At 70.7% G+C, this 17,886-nt stretch carries 17 protein-coding genes and 1 rRNA gene; 8 read left to right on the forward strand and 10 right to left on the reverse strand.

The genetic code is table 11. The features are described 5' to 3' along the window. Together rrf and ACZ6WH_RS22100 are read left to right on the forward strand one after the other, a co-directional pair. Positions 1-91: ribosomal RNA gene (gene rrf, locus ACZ6WH_RS22095) — 5S ribosomal RNA — on the forward strand; the annotation flags it as partial. 89 nt (positions 92-180) lie between these two features. Further along, a complete protein-coding gene (locus ACZ6WH_RS22100) occupies positions 181-693 on the forward strand; it encodes a GNAT family N-acetyltransferase (protein ID WP_469730021.1) in 513 nt (170 codons plus the stop codon). Between the two features lie 34 nt (positions 694-727). Here ACZ6WH_RS22100 and ACZ6WH_RS22105 read toward each other — a convergent pair whose 3' ends face one another. The 6 genes from ACZ6WH_RS22105 to ACZ6WH_RS22130 form a co-directional block, all read right to left on the reverse strand. After that, positions 728-2,596, reverse strand: a complete 1,869-nt coding sequence (locus ACZ6WH_RS22105) for a type VI secretion protein (protein ID WP_469730022.1) — start codon at positions 2,594-2,596, stop codon at positions 728-730. Between the two features lie 73 nt (positions 2,597-2,669). Continuing rightward, on the reverse strand, positions 2,670-4,136 hold the full coding sequence (locus ACZ6WH_RS22110; protein WP_469730641.1) for an ATP-binding protein: 1,467 nt from the start codon (positions 4,134-4,136) through the stop codon (positions 2,670-2,672). Between the two features lie 28 nt (positions 4,137-4,164). Beyond that, positions 4,165-5,727 (reverse strand): SCO6880 family protein, encoded by a 1,563-nt coding sequence (locus ACZ6WH_RS22115; protein WP_469730023.1) that lies wholly within the window; start codon positions 5,725-5,727, stop codon positions 4,165-4,167. After that, on the reverse strand, positions 5,724-7,049 hold the full coding sequence (locus ACZ6WH_RS22120) for a hypothetical protein (RefSeq protein WP_469730024.1): 1,326 nt from the start codon (positions 7,047-7,049) through the stop codon (positions 5,724-5,726). The genes ACZ6WH_RS22115 and ACZ6WH_RS22120 overlap by 4 nt, the downstream gene beginning before the upstream one ends. Then, a complete protein-coding gene (locus tag ACZ6WH_RS22125; protein ID WP_469730025.1) occupies positions 7,039-7,896 on the reverse strand; it encodes a DUF8175 domain-containg protein in 858 nt (285 codons plus the stop codon). The genes ACZ6WH_RS22120 and ACZ6WH_RS22125 overlap by 11 nt, the downstream gene beginning before the upstream one ends. Positions 7,897-8,329: 433 nt before the next feature. Beyond that, on the reverse strand, positions 8,330-8,638 hold the full coding sequence (locus ACZ6WH_RS22130; RefSeq protein WP_031067282.1) for a hypothetical protein: 309 nt from the start codon (positions 8,636-8,638) through the stop codon (positions 8,330-8,332). 413 nt (positions 8,639-9,051) lie between these two features. On the opposite strand from ACZ6WH_RS22130, the gene ACZ6WH_RS22135 reads away from it, so the two are divergent. Then, positions 9,052-10,056 carry a C40 family peptidase gene (locus ACZ6WH_RS22135; protein WP_469730643.1) on the forward strand — a complete coding sequence of 335 codons (1,005 nt, stop codon included), beginning with the start codon at positions 9,052-9,054 and terminating at the stop codon, positions 10,054-10,056. Positions 10,057-10,285: 229 nt separating this feature from the next. Next, a complete protein-coding gene (locus tag ACZ6WH_RS22140; RefSeq protein ID WP_432857604.1) occupies positions 10,286-11,077 on the forward strand; it encodes a phosphatase PAP2 family protein in 792 nt (263 codons plus the stop codon). Positions 11,078-11,252: 175 nt separating this feature from the next. On the opposite strand, the gene ACZ6WH_RS22145 is transcribed toward ACZ6WH_RS22140, so the two are convergent. Both ACZ6WH_RS22145 and ACZ6WH_RS22150 read right to left on the reverse strand, forming a co-directional pair. Beyond that, on the reverse strand, positions 11,253-12,782 hold the full coding sequence (locus tag ACZ6WH_RS22145) for an FAD-binding oxidoreductase (RefSeq protein WP_469730026.1): 1,530 nt from the start codon (positions 12,780-12,782) through the stop codon (positions 11,253-11,255). Between the two features lie 181 nt (positions 12,783-12,963). Continuing rightward, entirely contained in the window at positions 12,964-13,167 is a 204-nt protein-coding gene (locus ACZ6WH_RS22150) for a hypothetical protein (RefSeq protein WP_432857608.1), read from the reverse strand. Positions 13,168-13,306: 139 nt separating this feature from the next. On the opposite strand from ACZ6WH_RS22150, the gene ACZ6WH_RS22155 reads away from it, so the two are divergent. Then, entirely contained in the window at positions 13,307-14,164 is an 858-nt protein-coding gene (locus tag ACZ6WH_RS22155; protein ID WP_469730027.1) for a hypothetical protein, read from the forward strand. 179 nt (positions 14,165-14,343) lie between these two features. Continuing rightward, on the forward strand, positions 14,344-14,556 hold the full coding sequence (locus ACZ6WH_RS22160; protein WP_432857612.1) for a hypothetical protein: 213 nt from the start codon (positions 14,344-14,346) through the stop codon (positions 14,554-14,556). 123 nt (positions 14,557-14,679) lie between these two features. Here the strand turns inward: ACZ6WH_RS22160 and ACZ6WH_RS22165 are convergent, their stop codons facing one another. Beyond that, positions 14,680-15,069 carry a metal-sensitive transcriptional regulator gene (locus ACZ6WH_RS22165; RefSeq protein ID WP_469730028.1) on the reverse strand — a complete coding sequence of 130 codons (390 nt, stop codon included), beginning with the start codon at positions 15,067-15,069 and terminating at the stop codon, positions 14,680-14,682. A gap of 219 nt (positions 15,070-15,288) precedes the next feature. On the opposite strand from ACZ6WH_RS22165, the gene ACZ6WH_RS22170 reads away from it, so the two are divergent. Next, positions 15,289-15,909 carry a DUF47 domain-containing protein gene (locus tag ACZ6WH_RS22170; protein WP_030267458.1) on the forward strand — a complete coding sequence of 207 codons (621 nt, stop codon included), beginning with the start codon at positions 15,289-15,291 and terminating at the stop codon, positions 15,907-15,909. A gap of 9 nt (positions 15,910-15,918) precedes the next feature. Further along, complete coding sequence (locus ACZ6WH_RS22175; protein ID WP_432857616.1) at positions 15,919-16,917, forward strand: inorganic phosphate transporter; 999 nt, start codon at positions 15,919-15,921, stop codon at positions 16,915-16,917. Between the two features lie 157 nt (positions 16,918-17,074). Here the strand turns inward: ACZ6WH_RS22175 and pstB are convergent, their stop codons facing one another. Then, on the reverse strand, positions 17,075-17,854 hold the full coding sequence (pstB, locus tag ACZ6WH_RS22180) for a phosphate ABC transporter ATP-binding protein PstB (protein ID WP_469730029.1): 780 nt from the start codon (positions 17,852-17,854) through the stop codon (positions 17,075-17,077). Between the last annotated feature and the right edge of the window lie 32 nt (positions 17,855-17,886).

Genomic DNA, 17,886 nt, shown 5'->3' on the forward strand with positions numbered 1-17,886 from the left:
GCCCGGTTACATTTCGAACCCGGAAGCTAAGCCTTTCAGCGCCGATGGTACTGCAGGGGGGACCCTGTGGGAGAGTAGGACGCCGCCGAACAATCATTGTGGGGAAGCCCCGCACCGTATGGTGCGGGGCTTTTCTGCGTTCCGGACCAAGGCGTACGGCTCCGCGTCTAGTGTGCGGAGATGGGATACGACATCAGGCCGGTCACAGCCGGCGAATGGCGCGGCCTCAAGGAGCTGCGGCTCGCGGCGCTTTCGGACCCGGCGGCATCCATCGCCTTCCTCACGACCTATGCGCAGGCGTCGGCGTACCCCGACGAGCGCTGGCAGGAGAACGCTCAGGCAAGTGAGTCGGGGCTCGGCGTCGTCACGTACGTCGCGGTGGCGGCCGACGGCAACTGGGCCGGGATGGCGGCCGTACTCCTGGAGACCGCCGACCAACCGAAGGCCAAGGTGGTGGGCTTCTACGTCCGCCCCGAGCACCGGCGGACGGGCGTGGCCGCCGAGTTGCTGCAAGCGGCGGCGGCGCGGGCCACGGACGGACCGGCGGGAGCCGAGAGCGTCTTCCTGTCGGTGCATGAGCGGAACGTCCGCGCGCAACGGCTGTACGAAGCCCAGGGGTTCGTACGCACCGGCGAGACCGAGGAGGACGCCACGGGGACGATATGGGAGTACGTACGCAAGCGGACGCCGTGAGCCGACCGGTCCGGTGAGCCGGGCGGCCCGGGGCTCAGACCGGCAGTGCGGCGTCGGGCCAGCGAGCGCGGGCCTGTTCGGGGGAGCGGAGCGTAGCGAGCGTCAGCAGGCCTTGCGTGGCGCCCGAGGCGATGAGCTCGGGAAGGGCCGGCAGGGGGGCGAGCGCCGCGATGTCGTCGAGGACGAGGGTGAGTGGTGGGTCGAGGCGACCGTCAGATGACCGTTCGGCCATGCGGCGGCCGCGCTCGACCACGCTTGAAACGAGTGCGGTGAGCAGCGGCATCGCACCCGGCGTCGTGCGCGGGTCCTCGATGGACTCGCCCACAACATAAAGCGTTCCCCCTTCGCCGACAAATGATTCGAGGGCGAGGCCATCAGCTCGCCCTGGATTGCACGCGTCCCGGATGTGGACGGAGGACAGGGCGGCCAGCGCGCGGGCGACCAACTGCTGGGCCATGTCGCGGCGTTCGGGATGCGCGGTCAGCACGGACTCCAGCTCGCCGGCCCGGCCGGACGCCGCCTTGGAGTTCGTACGGAGGATGCGTACGGGTTCGTGGGCGGCGCCGCTGCCCTGTGCCCAGCGGTGGATCTGCCGGAAGGGCCGGCCGTCCACGGCGGCCGCGTGCAGCCAGCAGCGCAGCAGCGTTTCTGCGGCGTCGGCGAGAGCGGAGTCGAGCGTGCTGGCGGGGCGTACGGGTGCGAGGAGCGCGGCGGCGCGCGTACCGGCGATGGCGATGTCCGCGCAGCCCGCGGTGGGGGACCAGCGGAGGCGGGCGGGGGTGTCGAGGGCGTGCAGCGGGTCGTAGACGTGCAACGGCCCGAGTTTTGCCCGTGCGTCCTTGGTCTCGGCCCAGAGGGTCGGGTCGGTCGTCGCTACGAGGAGCGGGCCCTCGGCGGCGTTGATCACGTCGAGCGCGGCGGCGCGGGCAGCGGGGCGCTCCGTGCGGTGGTGGTAGTGGACGCAGGGGAGCGCGGCGCCGGCAGCCGCCTCGGTGACGCTGCCTCCGCCGACGAGGGTGGGGGGAGGGGCTGTCGCGGCGGTACCGGCCGCCCCGAGCGCGGTGATCGCTCCTGCCGCGCCTGCATCCCTTGCCGCGCCAGCCGCGGCGGACGTGCCGGCGGCGTCGAGGGCACCAGGGGCGGGGGTGCTCGTACGGGACTCCGCGGGAGCGGCCGGTGCGGGAACGTCTGTACGGGCGTCTGCGGCCTGCTGCGGCGCCGGTGCGGCCGTGGGGCCGGAGGCGGCAGCTGCGGCCGTCGTGCCGCTACCCACGATGGCCTCCGCCCCCTCTGAGACAGGGGCAGAGGCAGGGGCAGGAGCAACTGTCGCGGAGGGGGCGGGCGCGGGCGCCGTGGCGGGCGGTGTCTGCCCTGCCTGCGGTTCCTTGGTCATCGGTACGGGGCGCTGAGCGCTCTCGGTGCGCTCGCCGGTCACGCGTCGCTGGGCGGCGTTCCGTTCCGCTCGGCGCTGGGCGCGTACCGCGCGGAAGCGGGTGACCGTGCCCAGTACGAAGACGGTGAGGACGACCAGGACCATCAGCTCGCTGATGAGGACGCCCCAGAAGAGGCCGTAGCCGGAGAGCTGGCCGGCCGGGGTGGCGGGCCAGGCGCCGGCCAGGTCGTGCGGCTCGGTGACCAGTTCGCGCATCGCGAGGGGGGTGCGCGTGAAGGTCAGGTGGTCGGGCCAGCCGCCGTGGGCGAAGAGGCCGGAGAGGCCCGTGGCGAGCCAGACCAGCACGGTCAGGCCGAGGAGGAAGGCCAGTACGCCGACGAGCAGGGAGTCGGGGACGCCGCGCTCCCGTCGCCGGGGCCCGGACCCGCCGTCCCGGCCCGGTCCGCCGGGGCCGTGTTCTCCGTATGCCTGCCCCTGCCGGTCGTACCGGTCGTACCCGTCGCCGCTCACGCCACCGACCCGTCCTTCGTGCTGCCGTACTGTCCGTCCGGGACCAAAGAGGCCAATGAGGCCTTGGAGGCCCTCACGCCACCGTTTCGCTCGACTCGTTGCTGAGCTGGCGTGCCATGGCCATGGCCTCGGCGCGTGCTTCGGCCTCGGCGTCCGCGGCGCGTTCCAGGGCGCGGGCCTCCTCCGTGGGCTGCGCCGACGCGTCGGCGATGGAGGACTCGGTCATGGCGCGGTCGGTGTAGACCAGCGGGCGTTCGGCCTCGGTGATCAGGTGCTTGACGACCTGGACGTTGCCGTTGACGTCCCAGACCGCGATGCCGGGGGTGAGGGTGGGGATGATCTCCACCGCCCAGCGTGGCAGCCCCAGTACGCGTCCGGTGGCCCGTGCCTCGTCGGCCTTCTGGGCGTAGATGGTCCTGGTCGACGCCATCTTGAGGATGGCTGCCGCCTCTCGCGCCGCCGCGCCGTCGACCACGTCGCTGAGGTGGTGGACGACGGCGACGAAGGAGAGGCCGAGCCGGCGGCCGAACTTCAGCAGGCGCTGGAAGAGCTGGGCGACGAACGGGGAGTTGATGATGTGCCAGGCCTCCTCGACCAGGAAGATCCGTTTCTTCCGGTCGGGGCGGATCCAGGTGTGCTCCAGCCAGACGCCCACGATCGCCATCAGGATCGGCATCGCGATGGAGTTGCGGTCGATGTGGGAGAGGTCGAAGACGATCAGCGGCGCGTCGAGGTCGATGCCCGCGGTCGTCGGGCCGTCGAACATGCCGCGGAGGTCACCGTCGACGAGGCGGTCCAGCACGAGGGCGACGTCCAGGCCCCAGGCCCGTACGTCGTCCAGGTCGACGTTCATCGCCTCGGCGGACTCCGGCTTGGGATGGCGGAGTTGCTCGACGATGTCGGTGAGGACCGGCTGGCGGTCGGTGCTGGTGTCGTCGCCCTCGGCGGAGCCGAACCCGTTGAGTACAGCGGCGTGCGCGACCTTGAGGGCGAAGCCGGAGCGCTCGTCGAGGCCGTGGCCCATGGCCACCTCGATGATCGTACGGAGCAGCGCCAGCTGGCCGGTGGTGGTGATCGACGGGTCCAGCGGGTTGAGGCGGATGCCGCCGTTCAGGGCCGCTGTGGGGTCCAGCCGGATCGGGGTTATGCCGAGCTGTTCGGCGATGAGATTCCACTCGCCGACGCCGTCCTCGCCCTGTGCGTCGAGCACCACGACCTGGCGGTCGCGGAACCGGAGCTGGCGCAGGACGTAGGTCTTCTCCAGCGCGGACTTGCCGTTGCCGGACTCGCCGAGGACGAGCCAGTGCGGGGCCGGCAGCTGCTGGCCGTACAGCTGGAAGGGGTCGTAGATGTATCCCTTGCCGCTGTACACCTCGCGGCCGATGATCACGCCGGAGTCGCCCAGTCCTGGTGCGGCGGTGGGCAGATAGACGGCCTGGGCCTGCCCGGTGGAGGTCCGTACGGGCAGCCTGGTCGTCTCCACCTTCCCGAAGAGGAAGCTGGTGAAGGCCTCGGTGATCGCGGCGAGCGGATCGAGCATGGCCATGACGTACGCGCCTCCCAGCGGCTTAGCGGCGGATCCCGGTCGCGAACGGAAGCGTGTTGACGAAGGCCCGGTGGTGCTCGCGGTCGCACCACTCCAGCTTGAGGTAGGACTTGCCGGCCGAGGCGCGGATGGTCCGCTTGTCACGGGCCAGCGCCTCGGGCGAACGGGACGAGACGGTGATGTACCCGACGATGTTCACCCCGGCCGCGCCGGACGCCAGGTCCTCGCCGCGCTGGTCGACGCGTCCGTGGTGGGCCACGTCGCGCGGGTCCACCACGCGGTTCATCTTGGCGGCGCGGCTGGCTTCCGCGTCGTCGTTGGTCTTCTCGGTCAGCATGCGCTCGATCGCCACCTCGGTCGGTTCGAGGTCCATGGTGACGGCGACGGTGCGGATGACGTCGGGGGTGTGGACGAGCAGCGGGGCCAGGAAGTTGACGCCGACCGGGGTCAGCGGCCACTCCTTGACCCACGCGGTGGCGTGGCACCAGGGCGCGCGCGTCATGGACTCGCGCGTCTTGGCCTGGAGGTAGGTGGGCTCCATGGCGTCCAGCTCGGCCGGCCAGGCGTTGCGCTTGCTCATCGCCTGGATGTGGTCGATGGGGTGGTCCGGGTCGTACATGGAGTGCACGAGGGAGGCGAGCCGGGCCTGGCCGAGGGGCTGGCGCACCCGGATGTCGGCCTCGGCGAGGCGGGCGCAGATGTCGGTCAGCTCGCGGGCCATGACCACGGCGAGGCCCGCGTCCTTGTCCAGGCGCTTCCGCAGCAGCCCGCCGTTGTGCATACGCGCCGCGCGGGCCATGGTCTCGGCCTCGGTGGCCAGCTCGCGGTTGTAGTGCATGCAGGCGACGAGGTACGCGCGGTGCTGCTCGGACGAGGTGGAGACCATGGACTGCAGCTGGTCGTAGGAGTCCTGCAGCCACTGGGGGGAGGTCCGGTCGCCGCGCTGGGCGACGTCCTTGGCGTGCGCGTCCGGGTCGGCGGGGAGCGTACGGGCCAGCATCTGGAGGCGGGTGACGAACCCGTCGCCGTTCGCGACGTGCTTGAGCAGCGTCCCGAAGCGGTCGACCAGGGCCTCCTGGTCCTCGCTGTCGCGCAGGCCGACGCCGGGCCCCTCGATCTCTATGGCCGCGGTGACCGTACGCCGGTCGGCGTGCAGCAGTACGGCGATCTCGTCCGGGCCGAAGGGCGCGGAGAGCCAGTTGATGCGGCCGATGCCGGGCGGCGGGCCGATCTCGACCTCACGGCCGTCCATGCTGATGCCCGCCTCCTGGGTGCCGGAGCGGTACGTCGCGCCCTGGCGCAGTGTCCGCTTGTAGCTGCGGTTGATCTCGAACCATTTGTAGAACGTCCGGCCGCGGTACGGGACGTACACGGCGGCCAGCGCGATCAGCGGGAAGCCGGTGAGCGTCACGATGCGCAGCGGCAGGACGGGCACCAGCAGGCCGCACATCATCCCGAGGAACGCGCCCGCGATGATCAGCCCGATCTCGCCGGTCTCGCGGTTCTTGCCGATGACCGCGTTGGGCCGGGCGCGGCCGATGAGATACGTGCGTCGGGGCGTGATCGGGTGGGACTGGGTGCTCAACGCCCATCACCTCCTGCTGTCTTGCCGGTGCGGACGGAACCGCCCGAGGCCGCGCCGGGACGCGGGCCGGGGCCCGTACGGGGCGCGGGCGGGCCGGCGGTGCCGGAGCCGCCGCGTGAGCTGTGCGCGGCGAGGCCGCCGGCCACGGCGTCGGCCGGGCGGGACTGGCCGCCGCTGCTGTTCCCCGTGTCGCCGGTGTTGCCGCCGCTGCCACGGGAGCTGTGGGTCTTGATGCCCTGCGAGACGAGGGCGGCGGGGGAGGAGACGAGCGCCGCGGCCTGGCTGCCGTCGGTCGCGGCCTTCTTGTTGGTGCGGGCCGCCATGATTTCGTCGCCGAAGCCGGGGACGAAGCGGTAGATCATGGCGCTCGCGAAGATGGCGAGCACGATGATGGCGAGGCCGGAGACGACGGCGGAGAAGGAGTCGGGGCCCTTCTCGGAGGAGAGCGCGCCGGCGATGCCCAGCACGATCACGATGACCGGTTTCACCATGATCACGGCGATCATGATGCCGGCCCAGCGGCGGACGTGGCCCCACATGTTCTTGTCGACGAGGCCGGCGTAGACGACCGTGCCGAGCAGGGCGCCGACGTAGAGCAGGGCGGCGCGGATGACCAGTTCGAGCCAGAGGATGCCGGCGGCGAGCACGGAGACGAGCGCGACGACGATCAGCATGATCGGGCCGCCGCCGATGTCCGTGCCCTTCTTCAGGGCTTCGGAGAACGCCCCGAAGAAGATGTCGGTCTGGGCCCCTGTCCCCTTGGCGATGATCTCGGTGACGCCGTCGGTGGCGGAGACGACGGTGTAGAGGATCAGGGGGGTGAAGGCGGAGGCGAGGACGGTGAGCCACAGGAACCCGACCGCCTCACTGATCGCCTCGGTGAGGCGTACGCCGCGTACGGCGCGCTTGGCGACGGCGAGCAGCCAGAGCACGAGCGTGAGGATCGTGGAGGCGGCGAAGACGACGGCGTACTGCCGCAGGAACGCGGCGTTCGTGAAGTCGACCTGCGAGGTCGCCTTCACGGCGTCGGACAGCTTGGTGACGATCCACGCCGCGGCATCGGCACACCCCTTGGCGAGGGACTGGAGGGGGTCTAGGGGGTTGCTGTCGGTCAGACCACCGGGGGTGCGAGTGGTGCCACTGGCCTTGTCCCCCTTCTCGCAGTACTCCTTGGCCTGGCCGATGATCTGGTCGCAGGGGTCTTCGCTCGGTGTGGGCGAAGGCTCGGCGAACACGCGTGACGCCTGGAGGACGACGGTCGTCTGAATGCTGAGCAGTACCGCGGTGAGCGAGAAGGCACGGCGGCGGCTGTTACCTGGCATACGTGAATCCTCCGTAACCCTCGACAGCATCCGTGATCTCCTTGGCGCCGGACGCGCGCACGTCGCCGGAGACGGGGGCCGGGCCTTCTTCCTGCTGGGACGTTTCGATCTTCCAGTCGCCGTCGATCCACCGAAGCTTCTGCGTGATCGTGAACCATGTGTCGGACACGGGGTCGGTGGATCCCTCGCCCGCCAGGCCTACGAGGCCTGTGCACCACACCTCCACGGTCGCGGAGTCGCCCTTGAGGCTCGAGACCTTGGTGCCTACGGGAACGGTGCGCGAGACGAAGGTGAAATCCTTGGGTGCGGAACCGTCGGCGTTGAGACCGACATTCTTGAGGAATGCCGGGGAGTAGGCCTTGTCCAGGGTGTTCTCGAGTCTGTCGACGACCGCGGGGTCATGGATCGACCGCACGATCCTCTTCCGGCTCTCTTCCTTGAACATCTCACTGGACCCCAGCGCCACCGCGTAGTTCGCCGCCGCTGATTGGGCGCCCTGTTCGGATTTGGGGAAGCCGGAGGGGATGGTGGGGGTGTCGGGGTTCTTGCCGGAGACGGGGCGTTGGCCCGTCGGGGCGGTGGGCTGGGCGGCCGGGGCGCCGGAGTCGCCGTCGGCGGAGTCCGAACCGGAGCCGGAGCCGCCGCGGTTGGCGAAGGCGATGGCGGCGATGAGCAGCACGACCACGCCGACGATCGTGACGAGGTTGCGGCTGGACATGCCGCCGCGGGGCCGGCGGCCGGAGCCGTACACGTCGCCCTCGCCGCCGGGAAGTCTGGTACGCGTCTGGCCGGGGCCCTGGCCGCTGTACTCCCCGCCGCCGTACGCTCCGTCGTCACCGAGACTCATGGTGCCTGTGCCCCCTCAACCGGCATCGCTGCCGTCTTCGCCGTCGCCTTGCCGCAACCCGGGTACGACCGTAGCCGCGTGGGAGGCGGCCCGGTCGTCCTGATACGAGTACACCCCACTGTGACGGAACGGCGAACCCGTCCGCATCGCCTGTGGACAACTGCACGGCTGGTGCGGAGCGGGCTGCGGACGAGTGGGCGGAGTGGGCATCAGCATGTGGCCTCGGACAGGGATATGGGCCAGGTGTGGCGGCCGCGCACAGACGACAACCATGGGACGTGAGCCTGGGCACGGCGCGGTAGAGCGCGCGGTGGGCGCGTGGACGGACGGGCGGGGCGTACGCACGGGCGTACGACGGATGTACGGGTCGGGGCACGGCGGGCAGGCGTACGGCGGCGGCCGCGCGGCCCGGCGGAGGGGACGGTTCGGCCTGCTAGACCGCCATGCCGTAGACGATGGTGAAGAGGGTGCCCAGTGACCCGATGATGAAGACGCCGGTCAGGCCGGCGACGATCAGGCCCTTGCCCTGTTCGGCGCTGAAGGTGTCGCGGAGGGCCGTGGCGCCGATGCGCTGCTTCGCCGCGCCCCAGATCGCGATGCCGAGGCAGAGCAGGATGGCCACCGCCATCACCACTTCGACCATCACACGGGCCTCGTTGCCCAGGCTCCCGAACGGGCCCCAGTCCGGGGCGATTCCGCCGATAATGGTGGTGATGTCGCCCTTTTCGGCCGCAATGAACATTTGTGAACTCACCGCCCCAATTGGGTAGTTGTCTCCCGTACCACATGGCACGGCCAGTCTCTATCTTCGCTGACGATTGCCCGTGACGATGTCGACTTGGCGTCAAACTTTGGCGGATCCCGTGTGGGCGGCGGGAGCAGGGGTGCGTGCGTCGCCCACAGGGCCCATTATTCTCACCGTGTGTACCATGCTCCGTCACTCTGAGCAATATTGAGGCGGGAAGCGAACACGCAGCGCGGTCGGCGCAAGGGGAGGGACGTCGCTGACCTGGGGTCAACGCGGGGGGCGAAGCGCGGCCGGTGGACCGCTGAAGGGCTGTCGGCGTCGCGCGGTACCCGTGGCGTGAGACGGGGCGGACAGGTGCACGGTTCGTCGGTAGCCTGACGGGGATCGATGTGGGGGTGAGGGGCGCAGTGCGCAAGGTCTGGGTGGGAACGGGGATCGGCGCGGGCCTCGGTGCCGGCTTTCTCGCGCTACTGATCATCGGTACGTACGCCGCGGCCGGCGGTATCGGCGGCGCCGCGGGGCGGGCCGTCGGCCTGGCCAAGGGTTCGGTGCCGGCGGCGTACCAGGCGCATGTGCAGAAGTGGGGTGCGCTCTGTCCCGCGATCAACCCGGCGCTGCTGGCCGCGCAGTTGTACCAGGAGAGCGGCTGGAACCCCAAGGCGCAGAGTCCGGCGGCGGCGCAGGGGCTCGCCCAGTTCATTCCCGGCACGTGGGCCACGCACGGCGTCGACGGTGACGGCGACGGCGACAAGGACGTCTGGGACCCGGTGGACGCGATCGCGTCGGCCGCCTCGTACGACTGCGAACTGGCCAAGTACGTGAAGAACGTCCCCGGGGACGCCACGCACAACATGCTGGCGGCGTACAACGCGGGCGCCTACCGGGTCATCCAGTACGACGGCGTCCCGCCGTACCGGGAGACGCAGAATTACGTCAAGGTCATCACGACCCTCGCGAAGAGCTTCGAGGCGCCGGTCCAGAACGTGGAGCCCTCGCAGCAGGCCGCCGGCGCGATCTACTACGCACAGAAGAAGCTCGGCACGCCGTACCTCTGGGGCGGCAACGGAACGGCGGACCAGGGCGGCCGGTTCGACTGCTCGGGTCTGACCAAGGCCGCTTTCAAGACGGTCGGCATCGAGCTGCCCCGTGTCGCGAACGACCAGTGGAACGCCGGGCCGCACCCGAAGCGCGAGGAACTGCTCCCCGGCGACCTGGTGTTCTTCGCCCACAACCTGAACGACCCGAGATCGATCCACCACGTGGGCATCTATGTGGGCGGCGGCTACATGATCAACGCTCCGTACACGGGTGCGGTGATCAGATTCGACAAGATCGACACCCCTGACTACATCGGCGCCACTCGCGTGACCGAAGATGGCGCAAAAGCGCTCCCCCATAGGAACGCTGCGTGAACATGGGGCCTGAGCTGCGGCGATGAGTCAAGCTTCGATAACGTCCTGGTGATCATCCGGTGGAAAGTGGAACGTCGTGCGGGTGCATGACGTTTCCTTGGAGTGGGTGTGAGAGGCACTGCGGAGCGGGCTGACGATGACGCGGCCGGCACGGCACTGCTCGACGACCACGGGGGTTGGCAGCACTCGGATGGCGCTCGCGCGCGTGAAAGGTTAGGGGCCCCGGCACATGGCTGGACTCGCACTGGACGGGTCGAACCCCGACGTTGGCCTGCTCTATGAGGTCAACGGCCTCGCCAAGGACGCTCCGCACTGGTTCGACCAGGTGATGGAGTACGTCGGCGAGTACGGCATCATCGCCGGGCTGGCGATCCTCTGTCTGGTCGCCTGGTGGGGTGCCCGCAAGAAGTCCGACGCGCCCGCCGCGGTGGCGGGCCTGGTCTGGGCACCGCTGGCGGCCGGTATCGCGCTGCTGGCCAACATCCCGATCCGGGAGTTCGTGGCCCGGCCGCGTCCCTTCAAGGACCACACGGGCCTGCAGGTCCTGGTGGAGGGCAAGAACGACTTCTCGTTCGTGAGCGACCACGCCACGCTCACCATGGCCGTCGGCGTCGGCATCTTCATCGCGCACCGCAAGTTCGGGCTGGTGGGCATCGCGCTCGCGCTGCTCGAAGGGCTGTGCCGGGTCTACATGGGGGTGCACTACCCGACGGACGTCATCGGCGGATTCGCGCTGGGCACGGCGGTCGCGCTGCTCTTCGCGCCGCTGGCCCAGGCGCTGCTGGTGCCGCTGATGAAGGCGATCGCGGCCTCCCGTATCGGGGCGCTGGTCCAGGTGCCCCGCGTGGGGACGGCACACGCGGGCGGAGCGGGCGAGGGGGACGGCGCGGCTGTGACGGACGCGTTCGGGCCCGCGGGGGCGGCCGGTGCCGTCGGGGCCGGGGGCCCCGACGGGTTTCCGGAACCGCCGGGCGCGCCGCGCGACGGCCGCGTGAACCGCGACAAGGACCTCGCGGCCTGACGGTCCCGTCCCCCGACGGACGATCCGCGCCTCGGCCCCGCCCGGACACCGGGCGGGGCCGACGCGTATCCGCCCCCACGCCGGCCGGGCGCCGCGCTCCGGAAGCCCCGGGCGCCGGTCCGCGCCGTGCCTTCCGGGAGTCCACGGCCCGCGGTGGGCCGTGGACCCCACGTCGCTACAGCGCCTGCGGGAACGTCCGGAACAGGTGCTTGGGGTCGTACGTCTGCTTCACCTCGGCCAGCCGGCCGGCGGCTGCCCCGTAGTACGCCTTCTTCCAGTCCTTCAGGGCCGGGTCGGCGTAGTTCTGGTAGGCGGCGCCCGAGGCGTACCGGCGCATCGCGGTGTGCATTCCGGCCAGCCAGGCGTTCTGGGCCTTGCCCGTGCCGCCGGGCGTCCAGGAGGCGAGGTACTGCGCGAGGAACCGCGAGCGGCGGTGCACGAAGGCGGTGGCGGTCGGCCGTACGCGGTTGATCGCGCCGCCCAGGGCGGTGAAGGCGACGTTGCCGTTGACGCCGTTGCGGCCCGCGCGCTCGATCTGGTCCAGGACCGTACGGATGCCGGCCGCGCCGAGCGAGCGGTCGAAGAAGTCGGAGCGGGCCGCGTAGGTCTCCCGGCCCAGCTGCCCGGCCGGGTTCCGCCCGGGGGTGCTGCCCGGCTGGTGGCACTGGGCGGTGGTCTTCGAGGCGCAGCCCGCGTACGCCTCCATGGCGTCCAGGTACGCCTTCGGCTTGAGCGAGACGGAGGACGCGGGGCCGGGGCCGCCCGCGCGGTCGGCGAGCTTGTCGACGGCGTTCTGGAGATCGCGGTACGAGCCGAGCGAGAACGCGGCGACGGAGACGGTCGGGGTGGCGCCGGGCCGGGCGTCCAGGTGGCAGCTGGACCAGATCTCGTCGGCCTGGTCCGGGCCCCACTCCTGCCAGGAGCGCAGCACGGCGGCCGCCTTGGACCACGGCCAGGTCAGGTACGCCATGACCGCGTCCGGCGCCTTGTGCGTACGGAAGCGCAGCTCGGTGACCACGCCGAAGTTGCCGTTGCCCGCGCCGCGCAGCGCCCAGAAGAGGTCGGCGTGCTCCTTCGCGTCGCAGTGCAGGGTCTTCCCGGCCGCCGTGACGAGCGTCGCGCCGACGAGGCTGTCGCAGGTCAGGCCGTACGCGCGGGAGACGACGCCATGACCGCCGCCGAGGGTCAGGCCGGAGACGCCGACGGTCGGGCAGGAGCCGCCCGGGATGGTCACGCCGTGCTTGCCCAGGCCCTCGTAGACGTCGATGAGCTTGGCGCCGGCCCCGATGCGGGTGGTGCCGCCGGACGGCGCGGCGACCTTGGACAGCGCGGAGACGTCGACGATCAGGCGGTTGTCGCCGCTGGACCAGCCCGCGTAGGAGTGGCCGCCGTTGCGTATGGCGACGGGTGTGCCGTTCCGGCGGGCGAAGGCCAGGCACTCCGCTATGTCCCCGGCGTGCTTCACATAGGCCACGGCCGACGGCTTCAGGGTGTCGAAGCGGGTGTTGTAGAGGCGGCGCGCGGTGGCGTACGCGGCGTCGCCCGGCCGTATCAGCCGGCCGTCCAGGCCCTTGCGGAGCGCGTCCCAGGACGTCCCGGACGTCTTCGCGGCCGCGTGGCCCGCTCCCGTACCGCCCGCGGCGAACCAGGCCGCCGTGGTCGCCGCGAGCCCGCCGCCCGCCTGCAGAATTGTGCGCCGCCTCACGGCCGCCCCCTTGCCGAACAGCGCCCGAGGCGCTTTCCCGATGCCTTCCGCCCAGCCAGATGCGGAAGTGGGGCTACGGGTTCCGCCGGGGAAGGGCGCGGGCGGTGACGGCGGGTGTTTCGGGGGCCTGCGGGGTGCTTTGCCCCGGTGTCTCAGGTCAGCGGCTGGTGGTGGCCCCGGGTCAGCGGTCGCCGGCGATGTGCCGGTCGGCGTCCGTGCGGGCCTGGGAGCGCGCGCGGCGGGCGGGGCCCGACCAGCCGCAGTTGCAGCGGGCCAGACAGAAGGCGCCGCGCTCGACGGTGGAGGTGCGGTGGCCCCCGCTCGCGCCGCTGCCGGCGCTGTCGGGTTCGGCGGTCTGCTGCGGGTCCTGGGTCAGGTACGGCACACGACCACGCTACTGCCGGTTGTACCGGGCGGGCGTGACGGGCCAGATGAACGGTCGTTGAACGAAATGGTTGCCCGATGCCGGCCGCGCCACGCGGCGGCGGGACGGCGGCGCGACACCGGCAGGGGGCCCGTGCGCGATGGTGGTGCAGGACAGACGGATCGGCGGAGCCGTCGCCGCCGCCACGGCGGCGGGACTGGCGCTCGGGGCCGGCCTGCTGGCATCGGGATGTACGACGGACGGCGCCGCCGCCGATGACGCTCCCGCGGGCCCGCCCCCCTCGGTGACGCTCCGGCAGGCCGCCGACGCCTTGGTGCGCGCGGCCACCTCCGAGGTCCGTACGTCGCTGGAGACCACCAGCGGCGGCACCCGCGTCGCCATCAGCGGCACCGGCCACTACGACTACCGCCGCGGCACCGGCCGGCTGCGGCTGGTGCTGCCGGAGCCGGCGGGCCCGGACGGCCGGCTGCGCAAGCCGATCACGGAGATCTTCGCGCCCGGCGCGCTCTACATGAAGAACCGCGGCGCCGGGGTGCCCGCCGACAAGTGGGTGCGGGTGGACACCACCGCGCTGTCCGACGGCAATCTCGTCACCGGCGGCGCGACCGATCCGATGGCGGCGGCGGAGCTGCTGCGCGGCACCCGCCGGGCGACGTACGAGGGCGAGAAGCGGCTGCGGGGCGAGCGGGTGCGCCACTACCGGGGCACGGCCGACATCGGGGTGGCCGCCGACGCCGCCTCGAAGGGCATGGGGCCCTCGCTGACCGCGGCCGAGAAGGGCTTCACCACCGACGTGGTCCCCTTCGACGCGTATCTGGACGAGGCGGGGCGGCTGCGCAAGGTGCAGTACCGGTTCTCCTTCGCCAACGGCTCGCCGCGCGGCACGGAGGTGACGTCGACGGTCGGGTACGGCCGCTTCGGGGCCGGGGCGCCGGTCGAGCTGCCGCACCGCGAGGACATCTACACGGGCCGGGTCGCGGCGCCCGGCAGCGGCTGACGGCGCCGGGAGAGCGGCCGCCGCCCGGCCGTGCGACTGCGCGACCGGCCCCGCAAAACCGGTCCGGCAGGTCGGCGTAAATGGTCCATCCGTGCCATGCGCGGGGTGTGCGCCCGTCCCTACCCTTGGCGGTAACCGCCAGAAGAGTGGCATGGGCCTCGAAGGAGGAGGTGTTGTACGTGGCGCCGCACCGCAGTCAGACGACTCAGGACCACGTGGCCCTCATCGAGATCGATCTGGCTGGTGAGTTGATGATCGCGGCGGCGACGTCCCCCGAGGACCGCCTCAGTCCGGACCGGATCGACGAGGTACTGGACGTGAGCGCGGACCGTGGCGAAAGAAGGACCGCGGCGGAGGCGCGACAGCGCTCCGCGACCGCCGACCGGCCGTGACGAACGTCCGTTTTCGGCCGCGGCCCCGGCGTGGAATTCGTCACGCCGGATCACTCACCCGCACGACCGGACCAGCAACCGGGGCCCTGACCCTGCCCCGCTCCGGCCGGCCGGCGACGCGGGTCAGGTGCGCAGCATGCGCTCGATCGCCCTGGTCGCTTCCTTGACCTTCTCGTCGATCGCCTCGGGGCCCTTCACGGCCGCGTCGGCGACGCAGTGCCGCAGGTGCTCCTCGAGAAGCTGCAGGCCGAAGGACTGCAGGCCCTTCGTGCTGGCCGAGACCTGGGTGAGTATGTCGATGCAGTAGACGTCCTCCTCCAGCATCCGCTGGAGGCCCCTGATCTGCCCCTCGATGCGGCGCAGCCGCTTGATGTGGGCGTCCTTCTGGTGTGCGTACCCATGGATGCCCAGGTCATGATTTGTCACGGCCTGAGGGTCGCCCTGCGGCTCCGCGCCGTGGCAGGACCCGGCGGCAGCGGTGGTGCCATCGGTCTCGGAGTCCGTGGTCGGCATGGGCTTCTCCCCTGGTACGTAGCCGGTTCATATACCCCTGGTGGGTATATGTTACAGAATTTCGCGCGCGAGAGAGGTACCCCGCGCACCTCGCGGGGCAGGTACCCCGTGCAGAGCATGCTGCCCGATGGGCGACACTGAGGTAATGCCGGTTAGCAGTGGCTGGATGATGCGCCTAGCATCAACTCGACCGAATCCGATGCACCCCGAGGATTTCACGTGCGCTTTCGTCTGACCCCCAGGGAGACGAGCTTCTACGACATGTTCGCCGCCTCCGCGGACAACATCGTCACGGGCTCCAAGCTCCTGATGGAACTGCTCGGGGCGGACGCCTCCGCGCGGGCAGAGATCGCCGAGAGGATGCGAGCGGCGGAGCACGCGGGGGACGACGCCACCCACGCGGTCTTCCACCAGTTGAACTCCTCGTTCATCACGCCGTTCGACCGCGAGGACATCTACAACCTCGCCTCGTCGCTCGACGACATCATGGACTTCATGGAAGAGGCCGTCGACCTGGTCGTCCTCTACAACGTCGAGGAACTCCCCAAGGGCGTCGACCAGCAGATCGAGGTCCTGGCGCGGGCGGCCGAGCTGACCGCCGAGGCCATGCCGAACCTGCGGACGATGTCGAACCTCACCGAGTACTGGATCGAGGTCAACCGGCTGGAGAACCAGGCCGACCAGATCCACCGCAAGCTGCTGGCGCACCTCTTCAACGGCAAGTACGACGCCATCGAGGTGCTCAAGCTCAAGCAGATCGTGGACATCCTCGAAGAGGCGGCCGACGCGTTCGAGCACGTGGCGAACACCGTCGAAACCATCGCGGTGAAGGAGTCCTGAGCCCCGGCCATGGACACCTTCGCGCTCGTCGTGACCATCGCGGTCGCGCTCGGATTCACGTACACGAACGGCTTTCACGACTCCGCGAACGCGATCGCGACCTCGGTCTCGACGCGTGCGCTGACGCCGCGGGCCGCGCTCGCGATGGCGGCGGTGATGAACCTCGCCGGTGCCTTCCTGGGCAGCGGGGTCGCCAAGACCGTCAGTGAGGGCCTGATCGAGACGCCCAGCGGCAAGCAGGGGATGATGATCCTCTTCTCGGCTCTGGTGGGCGCCATCGCGTGGAACATGATCACGTGGTACTTCGGTCTGCCCTCGTCCTCCTCCCATGCGCTCTTCGGCGGCATGGTGGGCGCGGCGCTCGCCGGCTCCTCCGTCGTCTACTGGTCGGGCGTCTGGGAGAAGATCGTCCTCCCGATGTTCCTGTCGCCGCTGGTCGGCCTGATCGTCGGCTACTTCGTCATGGTCGCCATCCTGTGGATGTTCAAGGGCGCCAACCCGCACAAGGCCAAGCGCGGCTTCCGTATCGCGCAGACGGTCTCGGCGGCGGGCATGGCGCTCGGCCACGGTCTCCAGGACGCCCAGAAGACGATGGGCATCGTGGTGATGGCGCTGGTCATCGGCGGTGTCGAGGGCCAGGGCGACCCGATCCCGATCTGGGTGAAGATCGCCTGTGCCGCGATGCTGTCGCTCGGTACGTACGCGGGCGGCTGGCGCATCATGCGTACGCTCGGCCGCAAGATCATCGAGCTGGACCCGCCGCAGGGCTTCGCTGCCGAGGCGACCGGTGCGTCGATCATGTTCAGCACCGCGTTCATCTTCCACGCGCCGATCTCGACCACCCATGTGATCACCTCCGCGATCATGGGCGTGGGCGCGACCAAGCGGGTCAGCGCGGTCCGCTGGGGCGTCGCCAAGAACATCATCCTGGGCTGGTTCATCACCATGCCGGCGGCCGGCGCGGTGGCCGCCGCCTCGTACTGGGTGGTGAACCTGGCGTTCGGCTGAGCGAGCCGGCCCGCCGAGCGCGGGTGAAAGCGCGCAGACACGATGAGGGCCCGCCCCCGTTCCCGGGGGGCGGGCCCTCCGTCCCGTGGTGGCACCGCCATGCAGCACCACAGGACACTCGGTTTGCCGGTCGCCGTGCCGCCGGGGCGGCGACGACTCAGCCGAAGCGGCCGGAGATGTAGTCCTCGGTGTCCTGGACCGAGGGGTTGGAGAAGATCCGCTCGGTCTCGTCGACCTCGATGAGCTTGCCGGGCTGGCCGACGGCGGACAGGTTGAAGAACGCCGTACGGTCCGAGACGCGCGCCGCCTGCTGCATGTTGTGCGTGACGATGACGATCGTGAAGCGCTCCTTGAGCTCCCCGATCAGGTCCTCGATGGCGAGGGTGGAGATCGGGTCGAGTGCGGAGCAGGGCTCGTCCATCAGCAGGACCTGCGGCTCGACCGCGATGGCGCGGGCGATGCAGAGGCGCTGCTGCTGACCGCCGGAGAGGCCGGAGCCGGGCTTGTTCAGCCGGTCCTTGACCTCGTTCCAGAGGTTGGCGCCCTTGAGGGACTTCTCGACGACGTCGTTCAGCTCGGACTTCTTCTTCACCGCGCCGTTCAGCCGCAGGCCGGCCGCCACGTTGTCGAAGATCGACATGGTGGGGAACGGGTTGGGGCGCTGGAAGACCATGCCGACGGTGCGGCGGACGGCGACCGGGTCGACGCCCGAGCCGTAGAGGTTCTCGTCGTCCAGCAGCACCTTGCCCTCCACGCGGCCGCCGGGGGTGACCTCGTGCATGCGGTTCAGGGTCCGCAGGAAGGTGGACTTGCCGCAGCCGGAGGGGCCGATGAAGGCCGTCACCGAGCGGGGCTCGACGGTCATGGAGATGTCGTCGATGGCCTTGTGGCTGCCGTAGAAGGCGGAGAGGCCGCTGATGTCGATTCGCTTGGCCATGGGAATCACTGCTTCTTTCTGGTGGCCCCGAT

Source organism: Streptomyces sp. NPDC050806 (assembly GCF_055586425.1).